Source organism: Acinetobacter sp. TW_SC_4 (genome assembly GCF_054861205.1).
In genome coordinates, this window is record NZ_CM142174.1 from 156,380 (window position 1) to 178,395 (window position 22,016).

At 39.8% G+C, this 22,016-nt stretch carries 21 protein-coding genes, 2 tRNA genes and 3 pseudogenes; 7 read left to right on the plus strand and 19 right to left on the minus strand.

Translation table 11 applies throughout. The features are described from left to right. Positions 1–282: 282 nt before the first annotated feature. Positions 283–912 (plus strand): annotated as a pseudogene (locus ACWM1W_RS00670) (aconitase family protein); the annotation flags it as partial. A gap of 4 nt (positions 913–916) precedes the next feature. Here the strand turns inward: ACWM1W_RS00670 and ACWM1W_RS00675 are convergent. The 5 genes from ACWM1W_RS00675 to ACWM1W_RS00695 all read right to left on the minus strand — a co-directional run bounded on the left by ACWM1W_RS00675 (position 917) and on the right by ACWM1W_RS00695 (position 8,143). Beyond that, complete coding sequence (locus tag ACWM1W_RS00675; protein ID WP_004647603.1) at positions 917–1,177, minus strand: helix-turn-helix domain-containing protein; 261 nt, start codon at positions 1,175–1,177, stop codon at positions 917–919. A 284-nt stretch (positions 1,178–1,461) separates the two neighbouring features. Beyond that, complete coding sequence (locus ACWM1W_RS00680; protein WP_005233302.1) at positions 1,462–1,830, minus strand: MbcA/ParS/Xre antitoxin family protein; 369 nt, start codon at positions 1,828–1,830, stop codon at positions 1,462–1,464. Positions 1,831–1,960: 130 nt separating this feature from the next. After that, the gene (locus ACWM1W_RS00685) at positions 1,961–5,176 is read right to left on the minus strand and encodes a tyrosine-type recombinase/integrase (protein ID WP_375726004.1); all 3,216 of its coding nucleotides are present in this window, start codon (positions 5,174–5,176) and stop codon (positions 1,961–1,963) included. Next, a complete protein-coding gene (locus ACWM1W_RS00690) occupies positions 5,160–7,472 on the minus strand; it encodes a hypothetical protein (RefSeq protein WP_005233304.1) in 2,313 nt (770 codons plus the stop codon). Before ACWM1W_RS00690 ends, ACWM1W_RS00685 begins: the two co-directional genes overlap by 17 nt. Then, complete coding sequence (locus ACWM1W_RS00695; RefSeq protein ID WP_005233305.1) at positions 7,472–8,143, minus strand: hypothetical protein; 672 nt, start codon at positions 8,141–8,143, stop codon at positions 7,472–7,474. The genes ACWM1W_RS00690 and ACWM1W_RS00695 overlap by 1 nt, the downstream gene beginning before the upstream one ends. Positions 8,144–8,294: 151 nt before the next feature. On the opposite strand from ACWM1W_RS00695, the pseudogene ACWM1W_RS00700 reads away from it, so the two are divergent. Beyond that, positions 8,295–9,115, plus strand: a pseudogene (locus tag ACWM1W_RS00700) (IS5-like element ISAba27 family transposase). A gap of 122 nt (positions 9,116–9,237) precedes the next feature. Here the strand turns inward: ACWM1W_RS00700 and ACWM1W_RS00705 are convergent. From ACWM1W_RS00705 to ACWM1W_RS00760, 12 genes and pseudogenes are all read right to left on the minus strand, one after another. Continuing rightward, entirely contained in the window at positions 9,238–9,318 is an 81-nt protein-coding gene (locus ACWM1W_RS00705) for a hypothetical protein (protein ID WP_224214008.1), read from the minus strand. A gap of 47 nt (positions 9,319–9,365) precedes the next feature. Continuing rightward, entirely contained in the window at positions 9,366–9,446 is an 81-nt protein-coding gene (locus ACWM1W_RS00710; RefSeq protein WP_228722936.1) for a hypothetical protein, read from the minus strand. A 64-nt stretch (positions 9,447–9,510) separates the two neighbouring features. After that, a pseudogene (locus ACWM1W_RS00715) lies at positions 9,511–9,741 on the minus strand (transposase domain-containing protein); the annotation flags it as partial. Between the two features lie 268 nt (positions 9,742–10,009). Next, complete coding sequence (locus ACWM1W_RS00720; RefSeq protein WP_005233312.1) at positions 10,010–11,164, minus strand: catalase family protein; 1,155 nt, start codon at positions 11,162–11,164, stop codon at positions 10,010–10,012. 74 nt (positions 11,165–11,238) lie between these two features. Continuing rightward, entirely contained in the window at positions 11,239–12,828 is a 1,590-nt protein-coding gene (locus tag ACWM1W_RS00725; RefSeq protein WP_005233314.1) for a Dyp-type peroxidase, read from the minus strand. Positions 12,829–13,031: 203 nt separating this feature from the next. Further along, complete coding sequence (locus tag ACWM1W_RS00730) at positions 13,032–13,601, minus strand: hypothetical protein (RefSeq protein ID WP_004280952.1); 570 nt, start codon at positions 13,599–13,601, stop codon at positions 13,032–13,034. Positions 13,602–14,183: 582 nt separating this feature from the next. Further along, positions 14,184–15,392 carry an FMNH2-dependent alkanesulfonate monooxygenase gene (gene ssuD / locus ACWM1W_RS00735; protein WP_004883940.1) on the minus strand — a complete coding sequence of 403 codons (1,209 nt, stop codon included), beginning with the start codon at positions 15,390–15,392 and terminating at the stop codon, positions 14,184–14,186. A gap of 281 nt (positions 15,393–15,673) precedes the next feature. Then, positions 15,674–16,420 carry an ATP-binding protein gene (locus ACWM1W_RS00740; RefSeq protein WP_002058176.1) on the minus strand — a complete coding sequence of 249 codons (747 nt, stop codon included), beginning with the start codon at positions 16,418–16,420 and terminating at the stop codon, positions 15,674–15,676. Positions 16,421–16,430: 10 nt separating this feature from the next. Next, positions 16,431–16,985 carry a DUF1376 domain-containing protein gene (locus ACWM1W_RS00745; protein ID WP_000548572.1) on the minus strand — a complete coding sequence of 185 codons (555 nt, stop codon included), beginning with the start codon at positions 16,983–16,985 and terminating at the stop codon, positions 16,431–16,433. Between the two features lie 68 nt (positions 16,986–17,053). Next, positions 17,054–17,302: a hypothetical protein gene (locus ACWM1W_RS00750; protein ID WP_001084944.1), complete on the minus strand. Its 249-nt coding sequence runs from the start codon at positions 17,300–17,302 to the stop codon at positions 17,054–17,056. Next, complete coding sequence (locus ACWM1W_RS00755; protein ID WP_004883936.1) at positions 17,292–18,476, minus strand: site-specific integrase; 1,185 nt, start codon at positions 18,474–18,476, stop codon at positions 17,292–17,294. The genes ACWM1W_RS00750 and ACWM1W_RS00755 overlap by 11 nt, the downstream gene beginning before the upstream one ends. Before the next feature lie 13 nt (positions 18,477–18,489). After that, positions 18,490–18,705, minus strand: a complete 216-nt coding sequence (locus ACWM1W_RS00760; RefSeq protein ID WP_001054887.1) for a hypothetical protein — start codon at positions 18,703–18,705, stop codon at positions 18,490–18,492. Between the two features lie 110 nt (positions 18,706–18,815). On the opposite strand from ACWM1W_RS00760, the gene ACWM1W_RS00765 reads away from it, so the two are divergent. Next, positions 18,816–19,022: a helix-turn-helix domain-containing protein gene (locus ACWM1W_RS00765; protein WP_004280956.1), complete on the plus strand. Its 207-nt coding sequence runs from the start codon at positions 18,816–18,818 to the stop codon at positions 19,020–19,022. A gap of 391 nt (positions 19,023–19,413) precedes the next feature. On the opposite strand, the gene ACWM1W_RS00770 is transcribed toward ACWM1W_RS00765, so the two are convergent. Then, positions 19,414–19,489: transfer RNA gene (locus ACWM1W_RS00770), tRNA-Gly, on the minus strand. 45 nt (positions 19,490–19,534) lie between these two features. Continuing rightward, positions 19,535–19,610 (minus strand) — tRNA-Gly (locus ACWM1W_RS00775). Between the two features lie 230 nt (positions 19,611–19,840). Between ACWM1W_RS00775 and ACWM1W_RS00780 the strand changes: the two genes are divergently transcribed. The 4 genes from ACWM1W_RS00780 to ACWM1W_RS00795 all read left to right on the plus strand — a co-directional run bounded on the left by ACWM1W_RS00780 (position 19,841) and on the right by ACWM1W_RS00795 (position 21,855). Beyond that, a complete protein-coding gene (locus tag ACWM1W_RS00780; protein WP_375726005.1) occupies positions 19,841–20,149 on the plus strand; it encodes a BolA family protein in 309 nt (102 codons plus the stop codon). A gap of 9 nt (positions 20,150–20,158) precedes the next feature. Beyond that, on the plus strand, positions 20,159–20,551 hold the full coding sequence (locus tag ACWM1W_RS00785; protein WP_375726006.1) for a SirB2 family protein: 393 nt from the start codon (positions 20,159–20,161) through the stop codon (positions 20,549–20,551). A 61-nt stretch (positions 20,552–20,612) separates the two neighbouring features. Continuing rightward, positions 20,613–21,449 (plus strand): ParA family protein, encoded by an 837-nt coding sequence (locus ACWM1W_RS00790; protein ID WP_005233323.1) that lies wholly within the window; start codon positions 20,613–20,615, stop codon positions 21,447–21,449. Positions 21,450–21,462: 13 nt separating this feature from the next. Continuing rightward, the gene (locus ACWM1W_RS00795; protein ID WP_375726007.1) at positions 21,463–21,855 is read left to right on the plus strand and encodes a hypothetical protein; all 393 of its coding nucleotides are present in this window, start codon (positions 21,463–21,465) and stop codon (positions 21,853–21,855) included. Positions 21,856–22,016: the final 161 nt, after the last annotated feature.

Here is a 22,016-nt window from a genome sequence, read left to right on the forward strand (position 1 = left end):
CCTAGCTACGTAGTGATCTGAAATCACTCTGAAAATACAGTTAAAATACGCGGTTCAATTTACCTTAATCTCCTTACGTAATTGGCAGCCAGATCTGAACTGTTGGCAACTCTCTGGCAAAATTTCCTGGCAGCTCTGCATTTAACTACCTAGCGCAATCTGATAATAAATAATAACAAACCCGCCGTGCAGTTAGCATACAGTAAGTAAAGGAATGGTTGACTGTGATCATAAAAATAGCATATCAAGCCGGAGGGAAACTAGACGGCTAAGTATAGTAATATCAATAGTTTTAATACTTTAGAAACATTAACCGTCGGTTCAGAACACTATCAGATTTTCAACCTGTCTAAATTGCAAGTGCAGTTAGGTGACCTGTCCCAACTACCAAAATCTTTAAAAGTCTTGCTGGAAAATTTACTACGTTTTGAAGATCAGCTCACGGTGAAAACCGAGCATATTCATGCCTTGGCAGGATGGCTTAACGATCGAACTTCAGAACAGGAAATCCAGTATCGTCCGGCACGGGTCCTGATGCAGGATTTTACCGGTGTTCCTGCAGTGGTTGATCTTGCTGCAATGCGTGCAGCAGTGGCCAAAGCCGGTGGTGATCCGGAAAAAATTAATCCGTTGTCACCGGTGGATTTAGTCATCGATCACTGGGTGATGGTCGATTACTTTGCTAGCCCGCAAGCTTTTGACTAGAATATCGCCATTGAGATGCAACGCAATGGCGAGCGCTACCAGTTTCTACGTTGGGGGCAGGCGGCGCTCAATCAGTTTCGCGTGGTGCCGCCAGGAACCGGAATTTGCCATCAGGTCAATCTGGAATATCTGGCACAAGTGGTCTGGAGCAATGAGGTCGATGGGCAGGGCTTTGCCTTTTCTGATACCTTATTCGGTACCGATTCACAATTTATTCATCATATTCTGAAAATATTTCTTCAATTTCATCCCACTGCGGCAATTTATGCTTTTTTTTATTCACTTCGAATTGTAAACCAACACCATCAAGCACACGTTCAAATATGTCAAATGAACCTGTAAAATGGCCATTTTCCATCTCTGAAATTGTTGTTTTATTGACTTGAGTTTTTTCTGCAAGGCTTTTCTGTGTATAGCCTAACCCTTTTCTTGCCAAACGTATTTCTTTACCTATTTCACCTCGTGTAGCCATTTTTTTCTCCCGAAATTTGTTAGCCATATAGCAAACTTTTAACTAATTATGGTTAATATTCGCTATATAGCAAACTTTTATAATGATTCTTGAATAGCTAAATTGAACTTATAAGATTCAATTTAGCCTCAAATTAGGTTAATAGAATCCATATATGTATGGTAGTTCTCAATAATGAGGCAGTTGTATACCTCTTGAGAAGAGAAACTTCTTATACCTTGAATTTGAATTATTAGACAAAATTATGACTTTTAATTTTCTGTGTAATGAAGCTTTATATATTCTTAATATTTACCCTGAAGCCGAAGTCCTTCGACTACGTTTAATACAGTAGCTAATCCCTGAGTAGTCTGAATCTGTTTTATCGGAATGCCTTTGGTTAGCTTATTTGGTGACTTCATAAAATGCTGCATCCATTTAGCCTCTCCACCTGTTAGAGCATCTAGTGATATCGCAATACGAATTAAAATAATTGCGAGTTCTCCTTGACTTGAATCGGGATCTAACTGAAGCGAATTTAAAGTTTCCACTGAATCTAAATTGATAACGATAGCAAGCTGGTCCAGTGTCAAACCAAGTTGTTTTGCAGATGATAAAACAGCTTTAGTTAATACCTTTTTTTGTTTTGCAATTTTTTCTGACGTTTTATGCATGACTGATCTCAGTTTCAGACGTTGCTGATACCTAGAGTTTATACTATTTGATTATCGTTTCTCAGACATCCAATTTTTACTGAAGATATATTAAATTTGGCTTTAGATAAGGAAGCAACGGTTAAATTATTTAACAGCATGTGGTTATTTTTAGACCTTCAGCTTTAAGTTCAAGAGATCGAGGTCTGCCGATACATGCTAGATGTAAGCAAAATTTAAATGCGGCCAGTGCTTTGGCATCTTTTGTCGAGTAAAGCTGGAGACGAACATAATCTTCTTGAGTCGTAGGATGCTCTGTTGTGCTCGATTTAGCCAGCTTCAGTAATAAAGGTTGTTTCTTTTTATCTAGCAATTGTACCAAGTCTTGTCCAAGCAAATGCCAAAATTGATGGGGAAACAGGTCTTTTACCTTGCAATAAAATGATTCCAATTGATCAATTTTATTCCAGCGATAATGAATGCCGGTATGCGAAACTGTAACACGACTTAAAAATGTCTCAAGCACCGCTTTTATTTGATCTGGCTTTTTTTCAAAGATATTTTGAATATTTTCAAAGAAATAGTTCCTTGCTTTGCGCTCTTCAACGGTATCTATCATCGAGGGTTTCAAAGGTTTATCCAGATGATTTGTGTTGTTGAGATCAAATAACCTTGGGTTGTTTTTTTGAGACTTGAGTTGGCCCAGTTGTTTGGCATTTTCATACCAGTAGTTAACCAGTTCGACAGGTAAACTCATTTCTTGTGATACCCGATCTGGTTCATGATGAATTTCCAGTAAATTTAGGCACTTAAAAAACCATGCAAATGAAACTTTGGATTCTTTTGTTCCCGCGAAATATTTAAAAAAATCATGATGCTTTGAGTTAAATGAAACCTCATCTAGAATGTCTTCTACGTTACTTTTTAACCAGTCAGTTTGATCGTTGAGTAACTGCTGACTTAAATGACCAGCATGCTTTTCGAAATTGAATGGAGCAGAATCTTTTACTGTGTTTAAAAATTTGAAAGAAGGTAGGTAGCCCATCATCTTTTTTGCCAGTTGAGTATCGATGTCTGGGTGATATTTCAGTATTTTATGCCCAGAAATCAGGTAGCTTAGATGAATATAACTTTTAAAAGTTTCTGTAGGGTCAATGTGACCCAGTAAATGGGCAATCATAAACCAATGATTTTGACCATGTGTATGACGGAGTAACTCTGTCCGAATGGACTGATATTGTTCTTCAGTATAATCCGTCAGATTCTTGACTAGGGGAGCGTAATCGCAGTTGAGCAGAACGGATAAGTGATTGGCAGCCGTGTGTCGAAATGAGTGAAAAGAATAATCATGAGTTTTAAAAAGCTCGTTCATAATCATTCTAAAAGGTGTTGTCACCGTATGTTTGTTCAGCTTGCTATTTTCATTCCAATTACGGAATAAGTATAAGTTTTGCTGATTGAGTAAACGTTGCTCGACTACATGATTATGAAATAGTTGATATTCATCGGTTTTTAATAAGCAATACACAGGAACTTTGCGTTCAGCACTATCTGTTTTAAGTTGATGTAAGTTTCCTTTCTTTTTTGAGCCGTAGGGCTGAATCCATACTGATAGACAGCTCAAGCCCTCAATATCCCGCACACGTAAGCCTAGAATTTCATTAATACGCATACCGGTACGGTAAGCTAAGATATAGATGATTTTTAATGTCTTATAAGTGTTTTCTTGACTATTAGCACCTGAAAATAAGGTATCTAATTTGTTCATGAAAGCTTGATAAGTCAAAGGGCCAATAATACGGGCTCTAGGCCTATTTTGTATGGCGAGTGATTCTAATTCGAGAGATTCAGCTTCGAAAACTGTTCGTTGAAAGCTATGGAAGCGCTTCAACATCCTGCTGGTTTGACCTCTGGATTTTTTAAATTCAGGTTGGCCTGCTTCATCTGCGAGACGGGTGTTCGTAATAATTTGTGTGTAGATATTTGCCAGATTCGTATTCAGATCATCTTCGCTATCTAGATATTGTAAAGAATGTGTTAGCCAAGGCTCGGCAATCCGGGAGTAATAAGTGTAAATCGAACTATCTGCTAATGGTCTATTCTGCTGAAACGATTTTTGAAATTGGTTAGCGCAAAAATTAAAATTTTCAGCCAGTTGCTGAATCTGTTCTAATTCTGGTTTATAAAGGCTGATGAGCCATAAGGCGACACGTTTACTATACTCATTAAATTTATTAGTATTTTCAATGCAATATTTAATGATTAATGCATCGACGCTTTGATCAGTTTGTGGTGTACGAATCAGTTGTAAAAGGTCTTTGTGAATCTTTATAACATCATCCAAGGCTTGCTGAATGTCATCATTAGAGTAGGATTGACCCACAATAGATGGTGATTTTTCTACATCTGAATCAGTAAGAGTGTCCTGCTGATATTTAAATTTTGGATGAAGAAATCTTTCAAATTCTATTTCTGATAAGCCACAGGTTGCAGTATTTTCTATAAGACATTGTGAGAGAGCAGGATCAATGTCAACTTTCGGGAGTTGCATCCAGTTAAAGTTGGCGTAGTCGCGTAATAATTTATAAGTTTTAAGATTAAATGGTAACTTAATCTTATTAAAAATAAGCTGTAGATAATCTTCTACATTCTGGTTTACTGTACGAATATTTCTGCTATTAAAATGAATTAACCATAAGCGGGTGATTTGATCAGGAATAAAATTACGCGATTTACGAATGGTTTTTTCATCAATAAATAGATCTCCATAAGAGGGAGAGAGCGGTTCTAAAAATATAATGTTCAGATCTTCGATCTTTCTGATTTTTGCCGGATCTTTTAAGTGTTCAAGCAAAGCTTCTAAAGACGCTTTTTGATTTAAGCCGGAATAAAGCATGGCAGAAATAACAATATTTCCAATGATTTCATCATCAGAAAATGTCTTGCTATCTTTTGCTAGAATCCAGTAGTCCCAAAGCTTATCAAGAACTTCATCAACCTGCTGTCCCTTCTCGATCCAGTCCATGGTAAAAACCGGCTGATCACGCTGCATCTCAAATGTCAGATTTGGTAGGGGCAGGGGCTCGCTCCTATTTAGATTGATTTTTTTAATATACGATCGAAAAAATTCATGCGCATATTTTTTCCAGGCCAAGCTTGAAGCTTTACGTTTAATAAACTCATAAATTGCTGGATAGAAGGATTCAAGATGTTCTTTTTGTTCTAGTTCTATTTCTTGGAAATATTGAATTAATTCCTTTTCTACATCCGATCGAGGAGATTTCTCTTTCTCAAGACGAATTTGTTTTCTACGATTTTCTGCATATAGTGGTCGAGCTTGCTTAGTTCGTTTATTGGATGAGGACATCGAGTTCAATACCGGTAATATTAAAATAATCTTTTATTTGTTCAAGAACATGAGCAATGCTTGAATATTGTGAAATAGATAAGCTGGAATAAGGATGCGCAGCTTCTTGCTGCATCGGCTCATGACCGAATAAAGCTAAAATTTCAATTTCGCTAATTTTATGGCTGAGAAACGCACGGGCTGTATGCCGGTGCCAGTTTTCATGTTCCAAACCTAACTCTGGATGAAAGTCTTCTACAGTCGAAGGTCTCAAAGGTTGCCATTGACCATCCTGAAAGATATTTAACAGTGGGAGCTTGCTCTCTAGAATCTGCTGAATATTATTTGAAATTTCTGGCTGAATAGGAGTAATTTGAGTTTTAAAATAATGTAGAAAATCTATGAATTTCAGGAGTTCTTGTACAACAAAATGACACAGTGGAATCAAACGTCCATAGCCTTGACGCCCACCCACCTCTTTATCAGAAACCATCAAAATTTTTCTTTTCAGGTTAAAGCTTTTTAAAAAACCAGGAAACTCAGCGACGGGTCGCGCAGCAGTAAAAAGCAATAAAAAATGCCACATCCAGATATTGTAGTGATTAAAAATTGCTATCCAGTCATCTTCTTTTTGTGAAATTATTCTGAATTTGAGAGTGGCAAAGATATTTTGAATCACATTTGAAGTAGGTGCTTTGCGGCTTCCAAAGTTTTTTTCTGCAGCATATTCAATATTCTGGTATTCATCGGATAGCGACTCACACAGCTCTTTTAAAATTAAGACATATTCAGTCTGTAAAGTCAGGATATTTTGATGACAATAAGAAGTAGAAGAAGACTTATTGGCATCAATACCAGTGAGAAGGTCAGCAAGCTGTTTATTTCCAGTGCGTTGCAAAATAGTCTGATGTAAAAGAGAGCCAATTCTTATTAGTGATAATTTTGGAATATAAAATTTGGCTCTCAGCTGTTTCAAATGTTGCTGAAGGTCCTCTTCCTTAACGGGGTCACCGTCTCGCAGAGATTCAATAAATGAATTCGGGATCGGGATGTCCAGATGAACTGTTTGGTTGAGCAAGCCCTCTGGATAAGCAAAATCCTTATTTTCAAAAATTGAAAATTTACTTCTCAGATAATATTGTCCATTGCTTTGCTTGATCTGTTGGCGAGCATTTAAATTTTTAGCACGTTTACTTTGTAGACGGAGCCACTCCTGGATTTTATTTCCTGTCAGAAATGACAGCATCAGGATCAAGGATGCCTTCTTTTTTTTGATTTCTTTATCCTTGTCTTTAGAGTCTTCTTTAACCTCAACAATGTAATTTTTATATAGTTCAGTAATTAGGGCACTTATGCTTGTGGTATTAGGAAAGAGGCTGCTGTATGGCAGCAAATGTTCTTTCCGTTGAATATGTTTGGCAACCAGAGGCAGCACATAGCTTTGGCCGGATTCTGAATATGCAGCAAGGGGGGTAACGATGGTTGGGTCTACAAGTATTTGACGTGTATCTTGGTCATCTAATTGTTCTTCTATATTAAGAGCTTTAGACTTTTGACCTTTTTTAATTTCTGAACTTTCTACAATCAGCTGATCTTCATCTAAAAAATCATGTTGAAGTTGAGTCTCGATGCTCGCTTTGGCAATTTTGGCCTTATTGTTTAAAATATAAGTAAATGTAATGCGTAGATTATTCAGTAGATTTTTTTCAAAATCATTGGATGGATCTGTATTGAAATTACTTAAATATTGAACAAATTCAGTTAACGAAAGCGTAGGATCTTTAAGATGCTTTTCCCAAAGGATCATGTATTCGCGTGTATTTTGATATTCTTTATCGGGATTCAGAACCCTATTGGCCACACGGAAGCGTTGAAATAAGCGTTTTACAGTATTGAAATGTTCAGTGTAGTCTTCTTTAAAAAGCTCAGGTTTAATGTCTGGAAGGGCAATTAAATAGATTGCTGCTTTTAAGACCAGGATATTCCAGATTAAAGCGTTTTCTTCCGACTCTGCTAATTGTGCAATTGAGTTCACATACCAAGTAACTGGTGTTGCGCTAACAGTATGTTTTCGAGAGGAGACCAATGCAGCTGGTCTAGCAACAACAGAATTGGTTTCTAGATCAAAATCTAATAGATCGAGATTCAGTCCTTCCAGACATTGATCAGTTGGGTGCGAAGTCAGTAAATCAGCAACATATTGAATATGTTCGGTACGTTGGAGCTGCTCATCACCAAAGAGTTTTTCCAATGTCTGTTTTAATGATACCCCTGGAATATCAGCAATATTTTGATGGGTTGGGTTGGATTCTGACATTATGCTTTCCATAGCTGATCTGGCGTGAGAACGAAGTCCGCATTATTTAAAAGCTGTTGTACAACTTCACTAGTTTGTTCTAGTTGATCAAGCACACTTTGTCTTTTTCGGTTTATAACTTTATTGCGATAATTCAGCTGATATCGTGTGTATGAGAGTCGTTTTGCTAGCAGGTCTAAGCTCATAGTACGGTGAGGTTTGAAAGAATTTTCTTTGTTTAACTTGTAAATAGCCTCGGCAGAAATGTATTCATTTATTAAGTTATGTAACCTTTTGGGATTTAATCGATTAAGATCATAATAAGTAGATGATAGAAATTTTAGAAATTCGGAACTAGCCACATTTTTTAATAGTTCGATTTTTTTGTTATCTTTGGGAAGAGAATGGATAATTAGATTAATTTCTTTGGGTGCATTCTGAGTCCAGTATAGGAACCATTGGATATTACTGGCGATGGTATAACCGGATAGATTAGTATCTTTCCAGACGTGAATTTCGGGACGTGGATTCAAGATACCTAGATCTGTTTTTAAAGCTTTGAAAGCCTCTTGATAGCAAAGATAAATTCCAGAAAAATCAGGGTGTATACTGATTTGGATTTTATTAAAATTTTTGCACAACAATTTTTTAGGTGCGCCAAATTTTTCATTGAAATCAAAAGCCGTTTGCATATTTACTTGGTGATTATATAAAAAAATCAAGTAAATATTCGTATATTCGTTAACAGTCAGACAATGGCTAAAAATTCCATATATTGTGCATCTAAATTTCAAAAACCACTAGACCTCTTGCGAAAGTAAAAACCACCTCAATCTAAATTTCATGAGATATCAGAAATTAAATCGTTTTTCAGATTCTGAATTCCAGCGCTTGGTTGGTGTACCTCGACCAGTTTTTAGTGAAATGATCGAAGTTTTAAAAGAAGTAGAATCACTTAAAAAGAAATCTGGGCGTCCTCATACTTTAGCTATAGAGGATCAATTATTATTAACACTCAATTACTTACGGAATTACAGCACTCAATTGGAGTTGGCTGCAAATTACCATATCGCTGAAAGTAATGTGAATCGAACCATTAAAAAGGTTGAAGATGCATTGATGAAATCAAGACGGTTTACTCTGCCAAAACGAAGCATTACCACAGCAGACGAACAGTTTAACTGGGTCATTATTGATGCGACAGAATGTTCAATAGAACGTCCGAAAAAAAAATCAGAGTAAGTTCTACAGTGGTAAAAAGAAGAAACATACGCTAAAAGCACAAGTGATCTATCATCCGAACAGCAAACAAATCATAGGGCTAGATATATCGAATGGCAGTCAGCATGACATTAAATTGGCAAGAAGAACGGTTAAAAAATTCAAACATTGTAAATATTATGACCGATTTAGGGTACTACGGATTAGAGCAAGATGGCTTTAAATTATTGATGCCAATAAAGAAAAAGAAGAATTTACCCTTATTTGATGTTGAGAAAAAGTACAATAAAATGATTGGAAAAATACGAGTTGTGATCGAACATATTAATAGTCAATTGAAAACATTTAGAATATTAAGTGAACGCTATCGAAATAGACGGAAAAGATTCGGTTTACGCATTAACTTAATCGCTGCACTGGTAAATCGGATGAACTTGCAATAACGACTTTCGCAAGAGGTCTACTATATATAGTATTTTTGAGCTTTTTTTAATGGTAATTAAAACCAAACAGGAATCAATTTTTGATAAGTATAGTAAGTGTCCGCTGAATCCCATACCAATTTTTAATTCAATTTAGGTTTCCAGCAGTGTGGCAGTAACTCTTCAATCTGGGTCACTTTATGTGTCGGTAACCTTTTCAGCACATCACTTAAATAGGCAGTAAGCGTCCGCTGAACCCCATGCCTATTTTTTAATTCGATTTAGGTTTCCAGCGGTGTGGCAGTAACTCTTCAATTTGGGTCGCTTTATGCGTCGGCAGCCTTTTCAGCACATCACTTAAATAGGCAGTAAGCGTCCGCTGAACGTAAGCGTCCGCTGAACCCCATGCCTATTTTTTAATTCGATTTAGGTTTCCAGCGGTGTGGCAGTAACTCTTCAATTTGGGTCACTTTGTGTGTCGGCAGCCTTTTCAGCACATCACTTAAATAGGCATACGGATCCAAGCCATTCAGCTTTGCTGACTGGATTAACGTCATGATGTTTGCCGCTCGCTGACCACTGCGCAGCGAACCTGCAAACAGCCAGTTCTTGCGCCCCAACGCCCAGGGACGCATCTGATTTTCAATCGGCTTTGTTGCACAAAGATTTCATAACTATTTGATTTTAAAAGTTTTGATTATTTTTTGATCCAAAATTAAATTTATTTAAATCAGATGCTTACATATTTATGCAACAAAGCCAGTTTAATGGCGTAAAAAGGTAAAAAACCGTTAGCCCAGTCACAGGCTAACGGTTTTTGAATGATTAAAGGCGATGTAGTTTTTTACCCAATGGGTGAAATTTTACCCCAAACAATGCCCCCATAACCGCCCCGCTACTGGTTTTTTGCCAAATTTAAAGGTTATAAAAATCTTTATCAAATGCCTGTTTTAGATTGATTGGCTCGGCACGTTTTTTATGATTTAAACGATGGCGAGTGGTCGAGGCGGTCTGATAGGCACGCAGTCGCGCATGTTGCAAATTACCAATCGGACGGTTGGCTTCAATACAGCGAAACGGGGTAAATGACAAGTGTTCCATAATGTCAAAATTACCGTCATCCGGCACATCTTGGCAAGGGATGGTGAGTTTTGCCACTGTCACAAACGGGGCGTCTTTTTCATCCCATTCTTTGGTCAAGTCATTAATGGGTTGGTCTTTTAAGTTACGGCACAGCTGGATTTGCACATCAAACTCATAATCGTGCTGACGGATTTCTTGTAAAATCAGAGGACGAATCGCCTCGCTGGTGGCATTGACATCGAGATCTCGGCGTTTGATTTTGGCTTGTGACGCTTTGGTCGGGGCGACACGGATTTTCGCCATATAGTCGCCATGACGCACCGCCCCTTGTGAGTAAAAACTGTATAACAAGGTATTTTGCGGTTTGATGGTTTTAAACTTACTAAAAGCCCTAAAAGTCTTGAGGGATTCTTTGGATGGCAGTTTTTTGCCATATTGGGTAATCCAGTCAAAGGCAAATTTGGCTTGCCCTTTCGCGCCTTTGGCAAAATAATCATTTAATTGTAAAAATAGCCGTGAAATATAACTATAGTCTTGGATAGTATTACAAAAGAAAATAGGAAAATTAATCAGATTGTAGTCAAAGTTTGGGCTATCTGGCTCATCTGGCAGTAATTTGTCGCCTTTGACACCAAAGACTTTAATCGCCAACCCTTGAGAAAGCCCCAACTTGTTGTCGGCAGCCACACGAGATGAGCCGTTAGAAAAACGAATCACTGCTTCATGACGAGCGGGTTTGGCATAGATACCTTGGGCATATTCTTTGGGCAGTTTTGGTAAAATCTCAAAGTTGGCTTTTAATGCACAGTAGCCTTTAGCGTGGGCATCTCGGGTGTGATAATTGATTTTGCTAACCGTGTCTGATTTGCCGATATAGTCACGAATATCTGCGGTGATTTGGTCGATGGCTTTTTCATCGTCGCTAGTAAGCTGGTCGATGGCTGGGTCAAACTTGGCATAACGACGACCGAATAATTTATTTAACATGATGATTGTCCTTTGTTATTTTTATCAGGTTAGGTTTACTAAACCCACCTAACCTTTTTTTATTTAGATTTACTCTAATATGAATTTTCGTTAAGCTCACTCATCCATTTGAGTGCCGACAAGCTCGGTACAAAAAGATATTCACCGCCTTGTAGGGTATTAAATTGCAAAATATTGGTATGACGCTTACGAATTGGCTCATCGGGTACGGTGAACACATCGCTATCAGCGTCACTACCTGCGTGTACGCCTAGCATTGGGTCACGTTCTTCCCCAAGGTTCATAAAGTTGCCGTCATTAATCCATTGGCTTTGCAAAAACTCAAGCGTGTCCATGGCATGGGCGTTGATACCGATAAAAAATAACCCCCGCTCTTGACCATCGTCTTGGGTCACGTTGGGCGGCACGATATCGCCATACGATACACTACGGCGGATGATACGGTGAAGACGCACATCGCTTAGAATAAAATCTTTGGTATTGCGGGGGTTCATACGGCGAGCATGGGCACCAAACGGGCAGCCTTTGCCATAGGGATCGTCCGTGTAGTCAAATTTATTGTTTGCTACATTGTCTTTGCCGAGGGCTTCATCATCATGGTCTGGGCTTAGGGTGATGGGGGCACCCGAACGCCAGCGACCAAACATTTTTGCCCCCAATTTATCGGCTTTAGCTGGGTCATTGTCGCTTTGTTCAAGGCAATAGCGGTGAAAGTCAGCGACATTACTGCGGTATTTTCGCAGTACCATAAACGAACCGTTTTTTCCCAATACTTCAGGCTGTGGCATGGGAGGTACCACGCCCGCTTCACCTTTATAACCTAACACAAATTCACCCGCCGCAATCGGACGTTCGGTGTTATTTTCAAGGCTGATACCACTGCCATCAACTTCTGGGTTACTGATGCCATCGCGATAACCAAACACGTTTTTGACGTCACCATCTACGCCAAAATCATGTTCCACTAAGATTTCGATCGCGTTACGGCTGGTATCTAGATAAGGGGCAAACGTCTGTTTAAGTTCGGCAAGTTTGGCTTGCCATTTTTCTTGGCTATTGGCAATCACCGCGCCGCAAATATGAATATCGCCTTTATCACCAAATGGCGCAAGCCAGTTGCTAGGGTCATTATCGCCTTTGTCACCCAAGATATCGGAGCGGCCTGCCATACCTGCTTTGAAATTTTCTGGGAAAGAATCAAGCGAGCTTTGCGGTAAGCCTAAAGCTTTTAGCCCCTTATACGTCATCACAATGGTCAAATTGGCATCCATATCTTTTTGGAAATTTTTTGAGCCTGTGACGTTTGGTAATACCGCTTTTAGTAATTCACGACCCGCGTTGCTGTCATTGACTTTTAGCGCGACAAGCGTGCCGTAGTAAGGCGCAGGGCGGTCATGCAAAATAATAGCTTGAATATCCTCAAGCTCCATCGTGGCGATATTGGGATAGATAGCGTTCGTTGCCCGTGTCATGACGCTGTGCAGCTGCGTGCCGATTTTTTGTTTCGCTTCGTGTACCCGTTCTTTGACACTGCCTTTTTCAGCGGGTGTATCGCTGTGTTCAAGTTTGTCTTTAACGGCCTCTATACCATGCTCGATACCATCTTGTAGATGGGTTTTTAATTTGCCAAGTAGGCTTTCATTCGCTGGGTTGTCGTTATTCATGGTCGTTCCTAGCAGAGAATCTTAAAAATTTGATGCTGAAAGCTTGTTCACCATACACCACGCTAAATATCGCTTGCTTATGGTAAAATCACTGAACAAATCGCTTTTGTATCGAAATTTTAACCTAAAGCTTGCCCGTTCAGAGTACGGTTAGAATAGTACGCTGATAAACGTGATATGGTGAATACAGGTTCTAAGCGGGCTTATTGGGCTTGTTCAATGGCTTTATTAATGCCACGCACGATTTTGTCATTACGCGCAATATCACGAACCGTCAGATGCGGTACACCTACATACCAACCGGTAGCGGTAATCTGATGGTCAAGGATAAATTGCTTGACAGTCGGGCTTTTAATCCCAGGCCAACCCTCTACATTGCCAAAAATCAAATCCATGAGTTCTGGAATTTTGGTAGCAAAGTCGTTGATGTAAGCATCCCAATCGCCATCATAGGCGGTACAAAACAGTAGCTTAGTATCATTGTCTAAAAACACCAACCGCAAATCATGCAAGGTGCCTACATTGGTCGCCCCTGCAAGATTGCCTTTGGTAATTTCCAAAATTCGCTTGATACGAGCTGCCCCATCTTTGGTCAAGGGGGCGATGGCGGTGAGTTCAGACACTTTGCCTGATTTTAAGCCCTTTTCACCGGCACTGGTGACAGAATGGTCATAGCCATCATTAGCGCCCTCTTTTAGATTTGCCATGAGCATTTGGGCTTTTAATGCCACATCGTCTAATAAAGAAAGTTTTTCATTGTTTTCAGTTGTCATATTTATTGCCCTTATAGTTAGTTGATCATTAATTGAAGTGCATGATTTAAATTTATTTATCCCATTGTTTTATGATTTAAAATTTAAATCTTTTTTATTATATAAGCCGCAAAAAGCAAAAGCGTTAAAATAACTTTTATCACCCATAAAATTACACAACTAAGCTATTGATTAAAAAATGACATACTAGAGACCGTAAAACTAACAGTGTTGGCTTAAAAAATATTCATTACTATCAATAGGTTATTCACATCCCGAATATAACCTAGCTATAGAGAAGTCATTTTTCCTGTGTTGCATTTGCTAAAAAAGTTGGGATATTGACACCTTGATGATTAACTTTAGCAAAGTAGCTTGCTGGTCTAATCTCACCGTATAACTGGCTACCACTTTTTAAAACAAAGTCTATCAGTTAAAAGGTTTATCAGTTAAAAGATGTTTATCATGGCTAGGGTGGATTCCACACACCCTGTCGGATGATAGGTGTCTAATGATAGGTATAGACGAAGCGAAAAACGTGCTTTAATTAGCACGTTTTATCACAAGCATTGAAGACGCCTTTAATATGTCTTTAAGATGAATTTAAGAGGCGATGGCGTGTTTAGGTGCAGCAGTGGTAGGTGTTTTTGGGGTTGCAGTGTCACGGGTTTGTTGCGGTGGTGCATAGTTATTAGCGACAATCTCACCAAACGGTCCTGTCAAATTTGGCTTGACCAAGGTGTTTTGGGTGTCTTTCGGTAATAATGGGAAAACCAATTCAGCAAACCGATACGCCTCTTCTAAGTGTGGATAGCCTGAAAAAATAAAGTTATCAATGCCCAAATCGGCATACTCTTGAATACGCGCGGCAACAGTTTGTGGGTCGCCCACCAGTGCGGTGCCTGCGCCACCACGTACCAGTCCAATCCCTGCCCATAAGTTGGGCGAAATTTCTAAGTTATCACGGCGACCGCCATGCAAGGCTGCCATACGTTGTTGTCCCACCGAGTCCATTTGGGCAAATTTGGCTTGGGCAGCGGCAATGGTGTCGTCATTCACATGACTCAATAATTCATCAGCGGCTTGCCAAGCGGCTTCATTGGTTTCACGCACAATCACGTGCAGACGAATACCATAGCTTAATGTACGACCTTTGGCAGCGGCTTTGGTTTTAAGCTGCTCAATCTTCTCTTTGACGGCGGCAGGCGGCTCACCCCACGTCAAATAACTGTCAACTTGTTCGGCAGCCAGTGTTTGCGCCGCCTCAGATGAACCGCCAAACCACAAGGGCGGATATGGCTGTTGTAGAGGGGGGTACAGCAATTTAGCATCTTCTACTTGCAAGCGTTCACCGTTAAAAGTAAAGGATTCGCCTGTGTGCGAGCGAGTCAAAATCTCTCGCCAAATCGTGGTGTATTCACTGGCTGTCTGATAACGCGTCGCGTGGTCTTCAAAGATGCCATCGCCTTTAAGCTCTTGTTCATCGCCGCCTGTGACCAGATTAAGCAGCAATCGACCATTTGATAATCGATCAAAGGTGCCTGTCATGCGAGCAGCAAGCGCGGGTGTCGTCACCCCAGGGCGTAATGCCACCAAAAACTTTAAGCGAGTGGTCGCATCAATGAGACTAGCGGCGACCAACCAAGGGTCTTCACATGAGCGACCTGTCGGAATCAACACGCCCTCATAGCCAAGGTTATCGGCTGCCACTGCAATTTGCTTCATATAGGTATGGTCAACGGTTCTTGCCCCTTTACTCGTGCCTAAATAACGACTGTCGCCATGTGTCGGTATAAACCAAAAAATTTTCATCGTAACCCCTGCTTGTAAGCTCAAAAATTGATTAAGATAACTCGCCTTCGGTCGTCTTTGCGTAAGTCCTATTAATAAGTACGCTATTCGGTAGTAATTATTTTGATACCGGTAATTCATTAATGAACTTTATGATTTTCAACATAAAATGATAGGATTTCCTCTCTTTTTCTAGAATTTTTCTGTCTATATTTTAGAGAATAAAGTTGAGATTTTTAGAAATTAATTATAAAAAATGCCAATTATATCAATAAGATAATTGGCGGTAGTAAAGACTTCTTTTATCCGGTGATGCGTCTATCATCCCAATAACACGGTACTACAATCAAATTGTTTTCATGTAATCGTGACCATAATCGGACACCTAAATCTCGCTGCATATTTTGGACTGTGAAGTTGGAAATCAGCAGAGTAGATTTCATGTTGTCATAACGGCTATATAAGACCTTATGCACCATCTCCAGGCGTTTTTCATGCCGGTCATGCAGGCCATATTCATCAATCACCAATAAATCAAAACTGGAGAAATGGTCGATGACTTCTTTCTCAGAGCGTGAAGCATCTGACCAGGTATCCATCATTTTTTGAGCAATTTCTGCGCTGGTATAGTAGCGTGCAGATTTTGTACTGTTATGCAGAATGTTGCGAATGATTGACGCACTCAGATGAGTCTTTCCTGTACCCGGTGTACCAATGAGCAGTAGGTTTGGATAATGGTCAGAAATAATCTGCTGTGCAAAAGCCTGACATAGTTTGATGGCATTGTCTTGTGCAGGACATGCAACTACATAATTCTTGAAGCCACGATCCAGGTAGCGTTTATTGAGCCCTGAGTTTTTGATTTTCTGTTGTAGCAATCGCTGTTGCAACTCATCTGCATAGGCTGCATGTGAGTGATGGACGGTTTCTTTGGCACACAATTTACATAGCTTGTGACCAGCGATTTCCATCAGGGGTATATGATGGGTAGGGCAAAGTGTTTCCGTTGTTTCTGTGCGAAACTGGAGCGTTTTAAGCATGGTATTCATGATCACTCTCCTAAATCCATTTGGAATTTTCTAAAAAATCCTCATTTTTTTCTTCAAAATTTGAAGATGAAGATGAAGATGAAGATGAAGATGAAGATGAAGATGAAGATGAAGGGCATGGTTCAAGCATGACTTGAGTAATACTCGGGTTCTTCTCAGGAGCTGCTTGAGCATTTACTTTTCGTTGCTTGGCTGATGCTTGAGCATTACTTGCGGATTTCCCCCAACGTACTTGAGCTGCATTTTTAGCTTTATCAGATTTCATTTGCTGATTTTGCAATGCTTGGCTTTTTAAACTGCTTAAGAAATTTGAATGAATCTGCTCAGACTCGACTTCAAACAATTCTAGGGCCATCAGCGTATTTAACAAAGTTTTAGCCTTGGTGTGCTGCGGTAATTTCGTGATGCTACAAACAGTCGCTAGGTCGTGAGGAATGGCACCATTTTTCCAGAAATCCATCATTAACAGCAGTGCCGCACCAATTTGTTCTGCCGTCATTCGTGCAAATTTTGCCTGTAGGTCGCCAATATAGAGTGGCATCCAAATTGAAATATCTTTATGCATGTGTTCACCTTTTTATAGGTATAGAGGGGCTAAGGTCATCGATTTGATGACCTTTTATGATTGTTTTATTAGTGAGCTAGGCTCATTAACCGGAAACGGGCCTGTTGAGCCAAGTCATCGTAATGAGCTTGCCCTTCATCCAGCATTCGCTGTAGCCAGAGTCTTAATGCTTGGTGATCATCGAAGCATTTATTGATTTCCAGCAAAAAGGCCAGATTGTGCAGTTTGGGAATGTGTAGCTCATGGATTAATTCACGAGCGACCATATCTGCTTCTGGGCTAACGACTACGCCGCCAAAAAAAGCTTTACTGTTCATGGACAAGCTTCTCTGTATTCAGTCTCTCCAGCATGGCTTCAAAAGCACTACCATCGCGGCGCGTAACATTAGGGATGTAACGGCTATAGACCCGGAATAGCATTTCAGTCGTTGAATGTCCCAGCTGGCGTGCAATCCATTCTGGGTTCTCGCCTGCCGACAGCCAGAGCGTAGCTGCAGTATGACGTGTTTGATAAGCACGACGAGGTTTTAGCCCTAAATAGCGTAGCAGGGGATGCCAGACACGCTTATTGACCAGGCGATAATCAAGCGGCCCACCATCGCGATTACAAAATACAAATTCTGATTTTCCAGAATTTAAGCTTTTTTGTTGCAGAAAGGCCTGATAAACCCGATCACTCATCTGGATCGTGCGGTCAGAACCATAAGTTTTGGTTCCACCAAGCTCCCCATTCACCAATGCTTCACGAATGTGGATTTCCCGACGTTGTAAGTCCACATTTTTCCATTGCAAGCCATCGATCTCACTGGTGCGCATACCTGTGAAAAATCGAACAGTATAATAAGGCTTAAAATCATCACGAACTGTGGCAAGGATTGCGTGTACTTCCTTTAATGAAAAAGGTGTTACTTCAATCTTTCCTTGCTTTAAGTTCTTGATATTTTTATAAGGGCTATCAAATTCATATCGTTCGGCAGCACTATCGAGTATCATACGAAGCACTATCATAATCTGGTTGATTCTTGATGGTGAAAGGCATTCTTGGTTTTTTCCGTGAGTCACTTTGGCGAGGGATGAACGGAATCCAAGAATGTCTGACTTTTTAATATTAATAACAGGAATTGCGCCAAAAAAAGGGATCAAGTACTTTTTGATTACAATTTGAATTTTCTCCTTATAACTTGTACGCCACTCTATTTCTTTATCAGTGAACCAGATTTCACAGAACTTTGAAAATAGAGGTGTTTTAGAGCTGATTTCATTTACTCTGTTTTCTGCATTTTTGATTTCTTTCAAACGAGAACTTTTTGGAAAGTACTTAGCATAGTCAAAAATACCCAATAAGATTTCCGCTTCCATTCGCTCAATCACTTTTTCAAGCTTTTTGCGATTCGGAGCATTGTCTTCAAGAGCTGTTGTTTCACGACAACGGATGTTTAAGTATCGAAAATCGACACATAACTTACCGTATCTAGTACGGATGGCAGCCATAATAATATCCTCCTTATTGAAGTTGTAGGCTGTGTAGCGAGCCTAAAGTGGTTTTAGTCATATCTTCTTCAATACGCTCCCATACATATAAAATTTTGCGTCCACCAAAAGGGCGGATGTAATGAATACCTTCGATTAGAACGCTATCCTTTAACTGATTACGAATGGTACGTTCGTTATAATGGATTCGTTCTGCCAATTCTTTTGTAGTAATATAAGTAAGATTCATGTTTGTATCCTTTTATAAAGTATCACAATGGTGTTATTTAAGATCACAATGCAATAATAAATGCGTTTAATACATCATGCAAGTACTTTATTACACAATGGTGGTAATTAATGATAGTTTGTAACTTGCCTGTTCTTTTGGCGGAACGAAGAATGAAAGTGGCAGATGTAGCTCGGGCAACCGGAATGAGTAAGACGACTTTACATAAGCTTTATAATGGTCAATCAACTCGTATTGATTTTGAAACATTAGAAAAATTGTGCGTATTGTTAAATGTAGACGTTGGTGATTTATTAAAGTTCAAGCCAGATGAATAATTATTGCTAATAAAAAGCGTCATATAATTTAATAATTTTCTAGTTAGTATATTGTTTTTATTAAGTATTTTTGGTGACCAAATTTGGTCACCATTTTTTATAAGAGATTAAAAAGCTTTAATGAAAGCCATAAGGGAGTGCTTCAGGTTTTTTTAAAAATTACTCAGTTCATATTGAGTAGAATTCATGCAAAAACTTAAACATGTTGATCTATAGTTGACATTGATAGGGCACGTTTTGGTCACTTTTGGTCACGTAAGCCCACTCTTAACTGATCTAACTTAACTTTTTACTCACTTTGAAGCTGATAGCTTTATAGACTGAAAGAAAAAATGTTATTTAAAATCAACAACGAAAAAGCCCCAATCTTTCGATCAGGGCTTTTTGAATTTGGAGCGGGAAACGAGACTCGAACTCGCGACCCCAACCTTGGCAAGGTTGTGCTCTACCAACTGAGCTATTCCCGCAGGGTCGATCAATTTTTTACTTTAAAAAATGAACAAAAAAGAATTTGGAGCGGGAAACGAGACTCGAACTCGCGACCCCAACCTTGGCAAGGTTGTGCTCTACCAACTGAGCTATTCCCGCATGCCGTGTATAATACAGCATGCAAAAACAGGGTCAATAACTTTATGAAGAATCTTGTGTCGATTGCATAAAATAAAAGCAATATTCTCTGTGCTTCCAGACAATTAGACAAAATTTATGCAAAATTTAATGAAATCTCGGCACAATCAAATAATTGCAGACATTTTTTGCACCGAAATAGCGGATAGAACAGGGTATACTGGACCCATATCTTGAATCGGAGTCAGGCCATGAGCTTAGAACAACAACTGAAAGACCGTTTGACACAATTGTCACCTACTTACCTGGAAGTCGTGAATGAATCTTCGGGTCATGGTGGATATTTTCCGGGTAAGGAATCGCATTTTAAGGCAGTGATTGTCAGTGAAGCCTTTGCCGGCCTGCGTGCGGTACAACGCCATCAAAAGGTCTATGCTGCGGCAGGTGATTTGCTGTCTAAAGATAAAATTCATGCCTTGGCAATTCATGCTTTCTTGCCTGAAGAGTGGACAGGACAGGATACGTCTAGTCCGGAATGTGCACATGCACCAAAAAACTAAGAGGACTTTATGGATACCCAGCTTTTAGTCAAGATTATTCATATGTCTGCGGCAGGACTGGCCATTGTGGCCATTCTTGCGCGTGCTATTACCCTGTTTATGGGTACACAGGGCAATCAACCGAATCCAAAAGCACGTGTATTTCTGGTCGCTTTGCAGCACGTGGTGATTAGCGTGATTGCCTTAACTGGGATTATTGCCCTGTTTTTAAAGAATTTTGATGTACAGCCTTGGTTTTATGCCAAAATTATTTTATTTCTGGTGCTGATTTCATCCTTGGGCAAAGCGTATAAAAAAGATGATTCAATCCTGCTGGTACAACGCCGTGCTGGCTTATTTATTGCTGTGGTTTCACTTATTGCGATTATGGTATTGGTCATGATCAAGCCGAATTTTGGCTAAATTATTCATCAGTCAATGAACTCAAACATACTGATCATTAGAAAAATAAAGAGGGGTGTTTATGCATACTCGTGTGGTTTTTAATCAAAAAGGTGGGGTGGGGAAATCGAGTATTGCAGTCAATTTGGCAGCAATCAGTGCGCATCAGGGGCTTAAAACCCTGTTAATCGATCTTGATCCGCAGGCAAACTCCAGCCAGTATTTACTAGGGGATGATGCAACTTATTCGAGTGACAAGCCGGCGCTGGAGCCGAATATTGAAAACTATTTTGAAGATGTATTGGGGAACCAGCAGAGCAAAAGCTTAATTGGTAATGCGATTGGTTCCATTCTCAAGACCCGGGCTAAAGGGCTGGAAAGTTATCTGCATCAATCACCTTTTAAAAATCTGGATGTCATTCCGGCCAGTCCAAGTTTGGGCACATTGGCCCATGCACTGGAATCCAAGCATAAGATTTACAAGCTGCGCGATGCCTTGCAACCACTTGCTGAGCATTATGACCGGGTGTTTATTGATACTCCGCCAGCATTTAATTTCTTTACACTTTCAGCCCTGATTGCTGCAGACCGTGTTCTGATTCCGTTTGACTGTGATGTGTTTTCTAAACGGGCCTTGCAAACTCTGATTGAGAATGTCATCGAAACTCAGGATGATCATAACGAACGTCTGGAAATTGAAGGCATCGTGGTCAACCAGTTTCAGGCTCAGGCAAAACTGCCTCGCGAAGTGGTACAGCAACTAAGAGATGAAGGTCTTCCGGTACTAAACAGCATGTTGCCACCGTCGGTGCTGATGAAAGAGTCACATCAAAAAAATCAGCCATTAATTCACTTGGCAACTGATCATAAATTGACTCAGGCCTATCAATCATTGTTCAATGAGATAGAGCAGCATTAAGATCGAGTTAACTATGAAACTTGTGAAAATAAGCCTGGCGATCAGCATACTTAGCTTGCTGAGTGCCTGTGCAACGACGGTCAAACCGACCTATGTTTCACCCACTCATTATCAAACCATCAACTGTCAGCAGCTTCAGGGGGAATACAACCGTATTCAGCAATATCTTGATAATGGTGTTGAGCCGCCTAAACGTACAGGTGTCGGCGTAGGGGTAGGCATCGGTGGTGGCTGGGGCAGCCGCGGTGGCTGGGGCATTGGTCCGAGTGTATCAGTGAATATGGGACAGTCTTCCAATACCAAACGCACTGAAACGGCACGTCTACTGGGTGAACAGGAAGCTATTGTACAAGCTGCAAAATTTAAAGCCTGCCCAATTGTTGTCCGTCAAAACACCAATAAATAGCCCTCTAAATATCAAAAAAATGCTGACTTTAAGTCGGCATTTTTTCTATCTTAAAAATGATTGCTCAAGTGACACAGTTCACAGTATTCACCAGAAAAAATGACCGATGCGCATAAAATTTTGAAAGATCCCGTCTTGTGATCAGAACACGAGATTGGTTA

Coding starts and splice junctions, on each gene's coding strand:
- ACWM1W_RS00675 (WP_004647603.1), bottom strand. CDS start 1,177: ATGGCTACACGAGGTGAAATAGGTAAAGAAATACGTTTGGCAAGAAAA.
- ACWM1W_RS00680 (WP_005233302.1), bottom strand. CDS start 1,830: ATGCATAAAACGTCAGAAAAAATTGCAAAACAAAAAAAGGTATTAACT.
- ACWM1W_RS00685 (WP_375726004.1), bottom strand. CDS start 5,176: ATGTCCTCATCCAATAAACGAACTAAGCAAGCTCGACCACTATATGCA.
- ACWM1W_RS00690 (WP_005233304.1), bottom strand. CDS start 7,472: ATGTCAGAATCCAACCCAACCCATCAAAATATTGCTGATATTCCAGGG.
- ACWM1W_RS00695 (WP_005233305.1), bottom strand. CDS start 8,143: ATGCAAACGGCTTTTGATTTCAATGAAAAATTTGGCGCACCTAAAAAA.
- ACWM1W_RS00720 (WP_005233312.1), bottom strand. CDS start 11,164: ATGTTAAATAAATTATTCGGTCGTCGTTATGCCAAGTTTGACCCAGCC.
- ACWM1W_RS00725 (WP_005233314.1), bottom strand. CDS start 12,828: ATGAATAACGACAACCCAGCGAATGAAAGCCTACTTGGCAAATTAAAA.
- ACWM1W_RS00730 (WP_004280952.1), bottom strand. CDS start 13,601: ATGACAACTGAAAACAATGAAAAACTTTCTTTATTAGACGATGTGGCA.
- ssuD (WP_004883940.1), bottom strand. CDS start 15,392: ATGAAAATTTTTTGGTTTATACCGACACATGGCGACAGTCGTTATTTA.
- ACWM1W_RS00740 (WP_002058176.1), bottom strand. CDS start 16,420: ATGAATACCATGCTTAAAACGCTCCAGTTTCGCACAGAAACAACGGAA.
- ACWM1W_RS00745 (WP_000548572.1), bottom strand. CDS start 16,985: ATGCATAAAGATATTTCAATTTGGATGCCACTCTATATTGGCGACCTA.
- ACWM1W_RS00750 (WP_001084944.1), bottom strand. CDS start 17,302: ATGAACAGTAAAGCTTTTTTTGGCGGCGTAGTCGTTAGCCCAGAAGCA.
- ACWM1W_RS00755 (WP_004883936.1), bottom strand. CDS start 18,476: ATGGCTGCCATCCGTACTAGATACGGTAAGTTATGTGTCGATTTTCGA.
- ACWM1W_RS00760 (WP_001054887.1), bottom strand. CDS start 18,705: ATGAATCTTACTTATATTACTACAAAAGAATTGGCAGAACGAATCCAT.
- ACWM1W_RS00765 (WP_004280956.1), top strand. CDS start 18,816: ATGATAGTTTGTAACTTGCCTGTTCTTTTGGCGGAACGAAGAATGAAA.
- ACWM1W_RS00780 (WP_375726005.1), top strand. CDS start 19,841: ATGAGCTTAGAACAACAACTGAAAGACCGTTTGACACAATTGTCACCT.
- ACWM1W_RS00785 (WP_375726006.1), top strand. CDS start 20,159: ATGGATACCCAGCTTTTAGTCAAGATTATTCATATGTCTGCGGCAGGA.
- ACWM1W_RS00790 (WP_005233323.1), top strand. CDS start 20,613: ATGCATACTCGTGTGGTTTTTAATCAAAAAGGTGGGGTGGGGAAATCG.
- ACWM1W_RS00795 (WP_375726007.1), top strand. CDS start 21,463: ATGAAACTTGTGAAAATAAGCCTGGCGATCAGCATACTTAGCTTGCTG.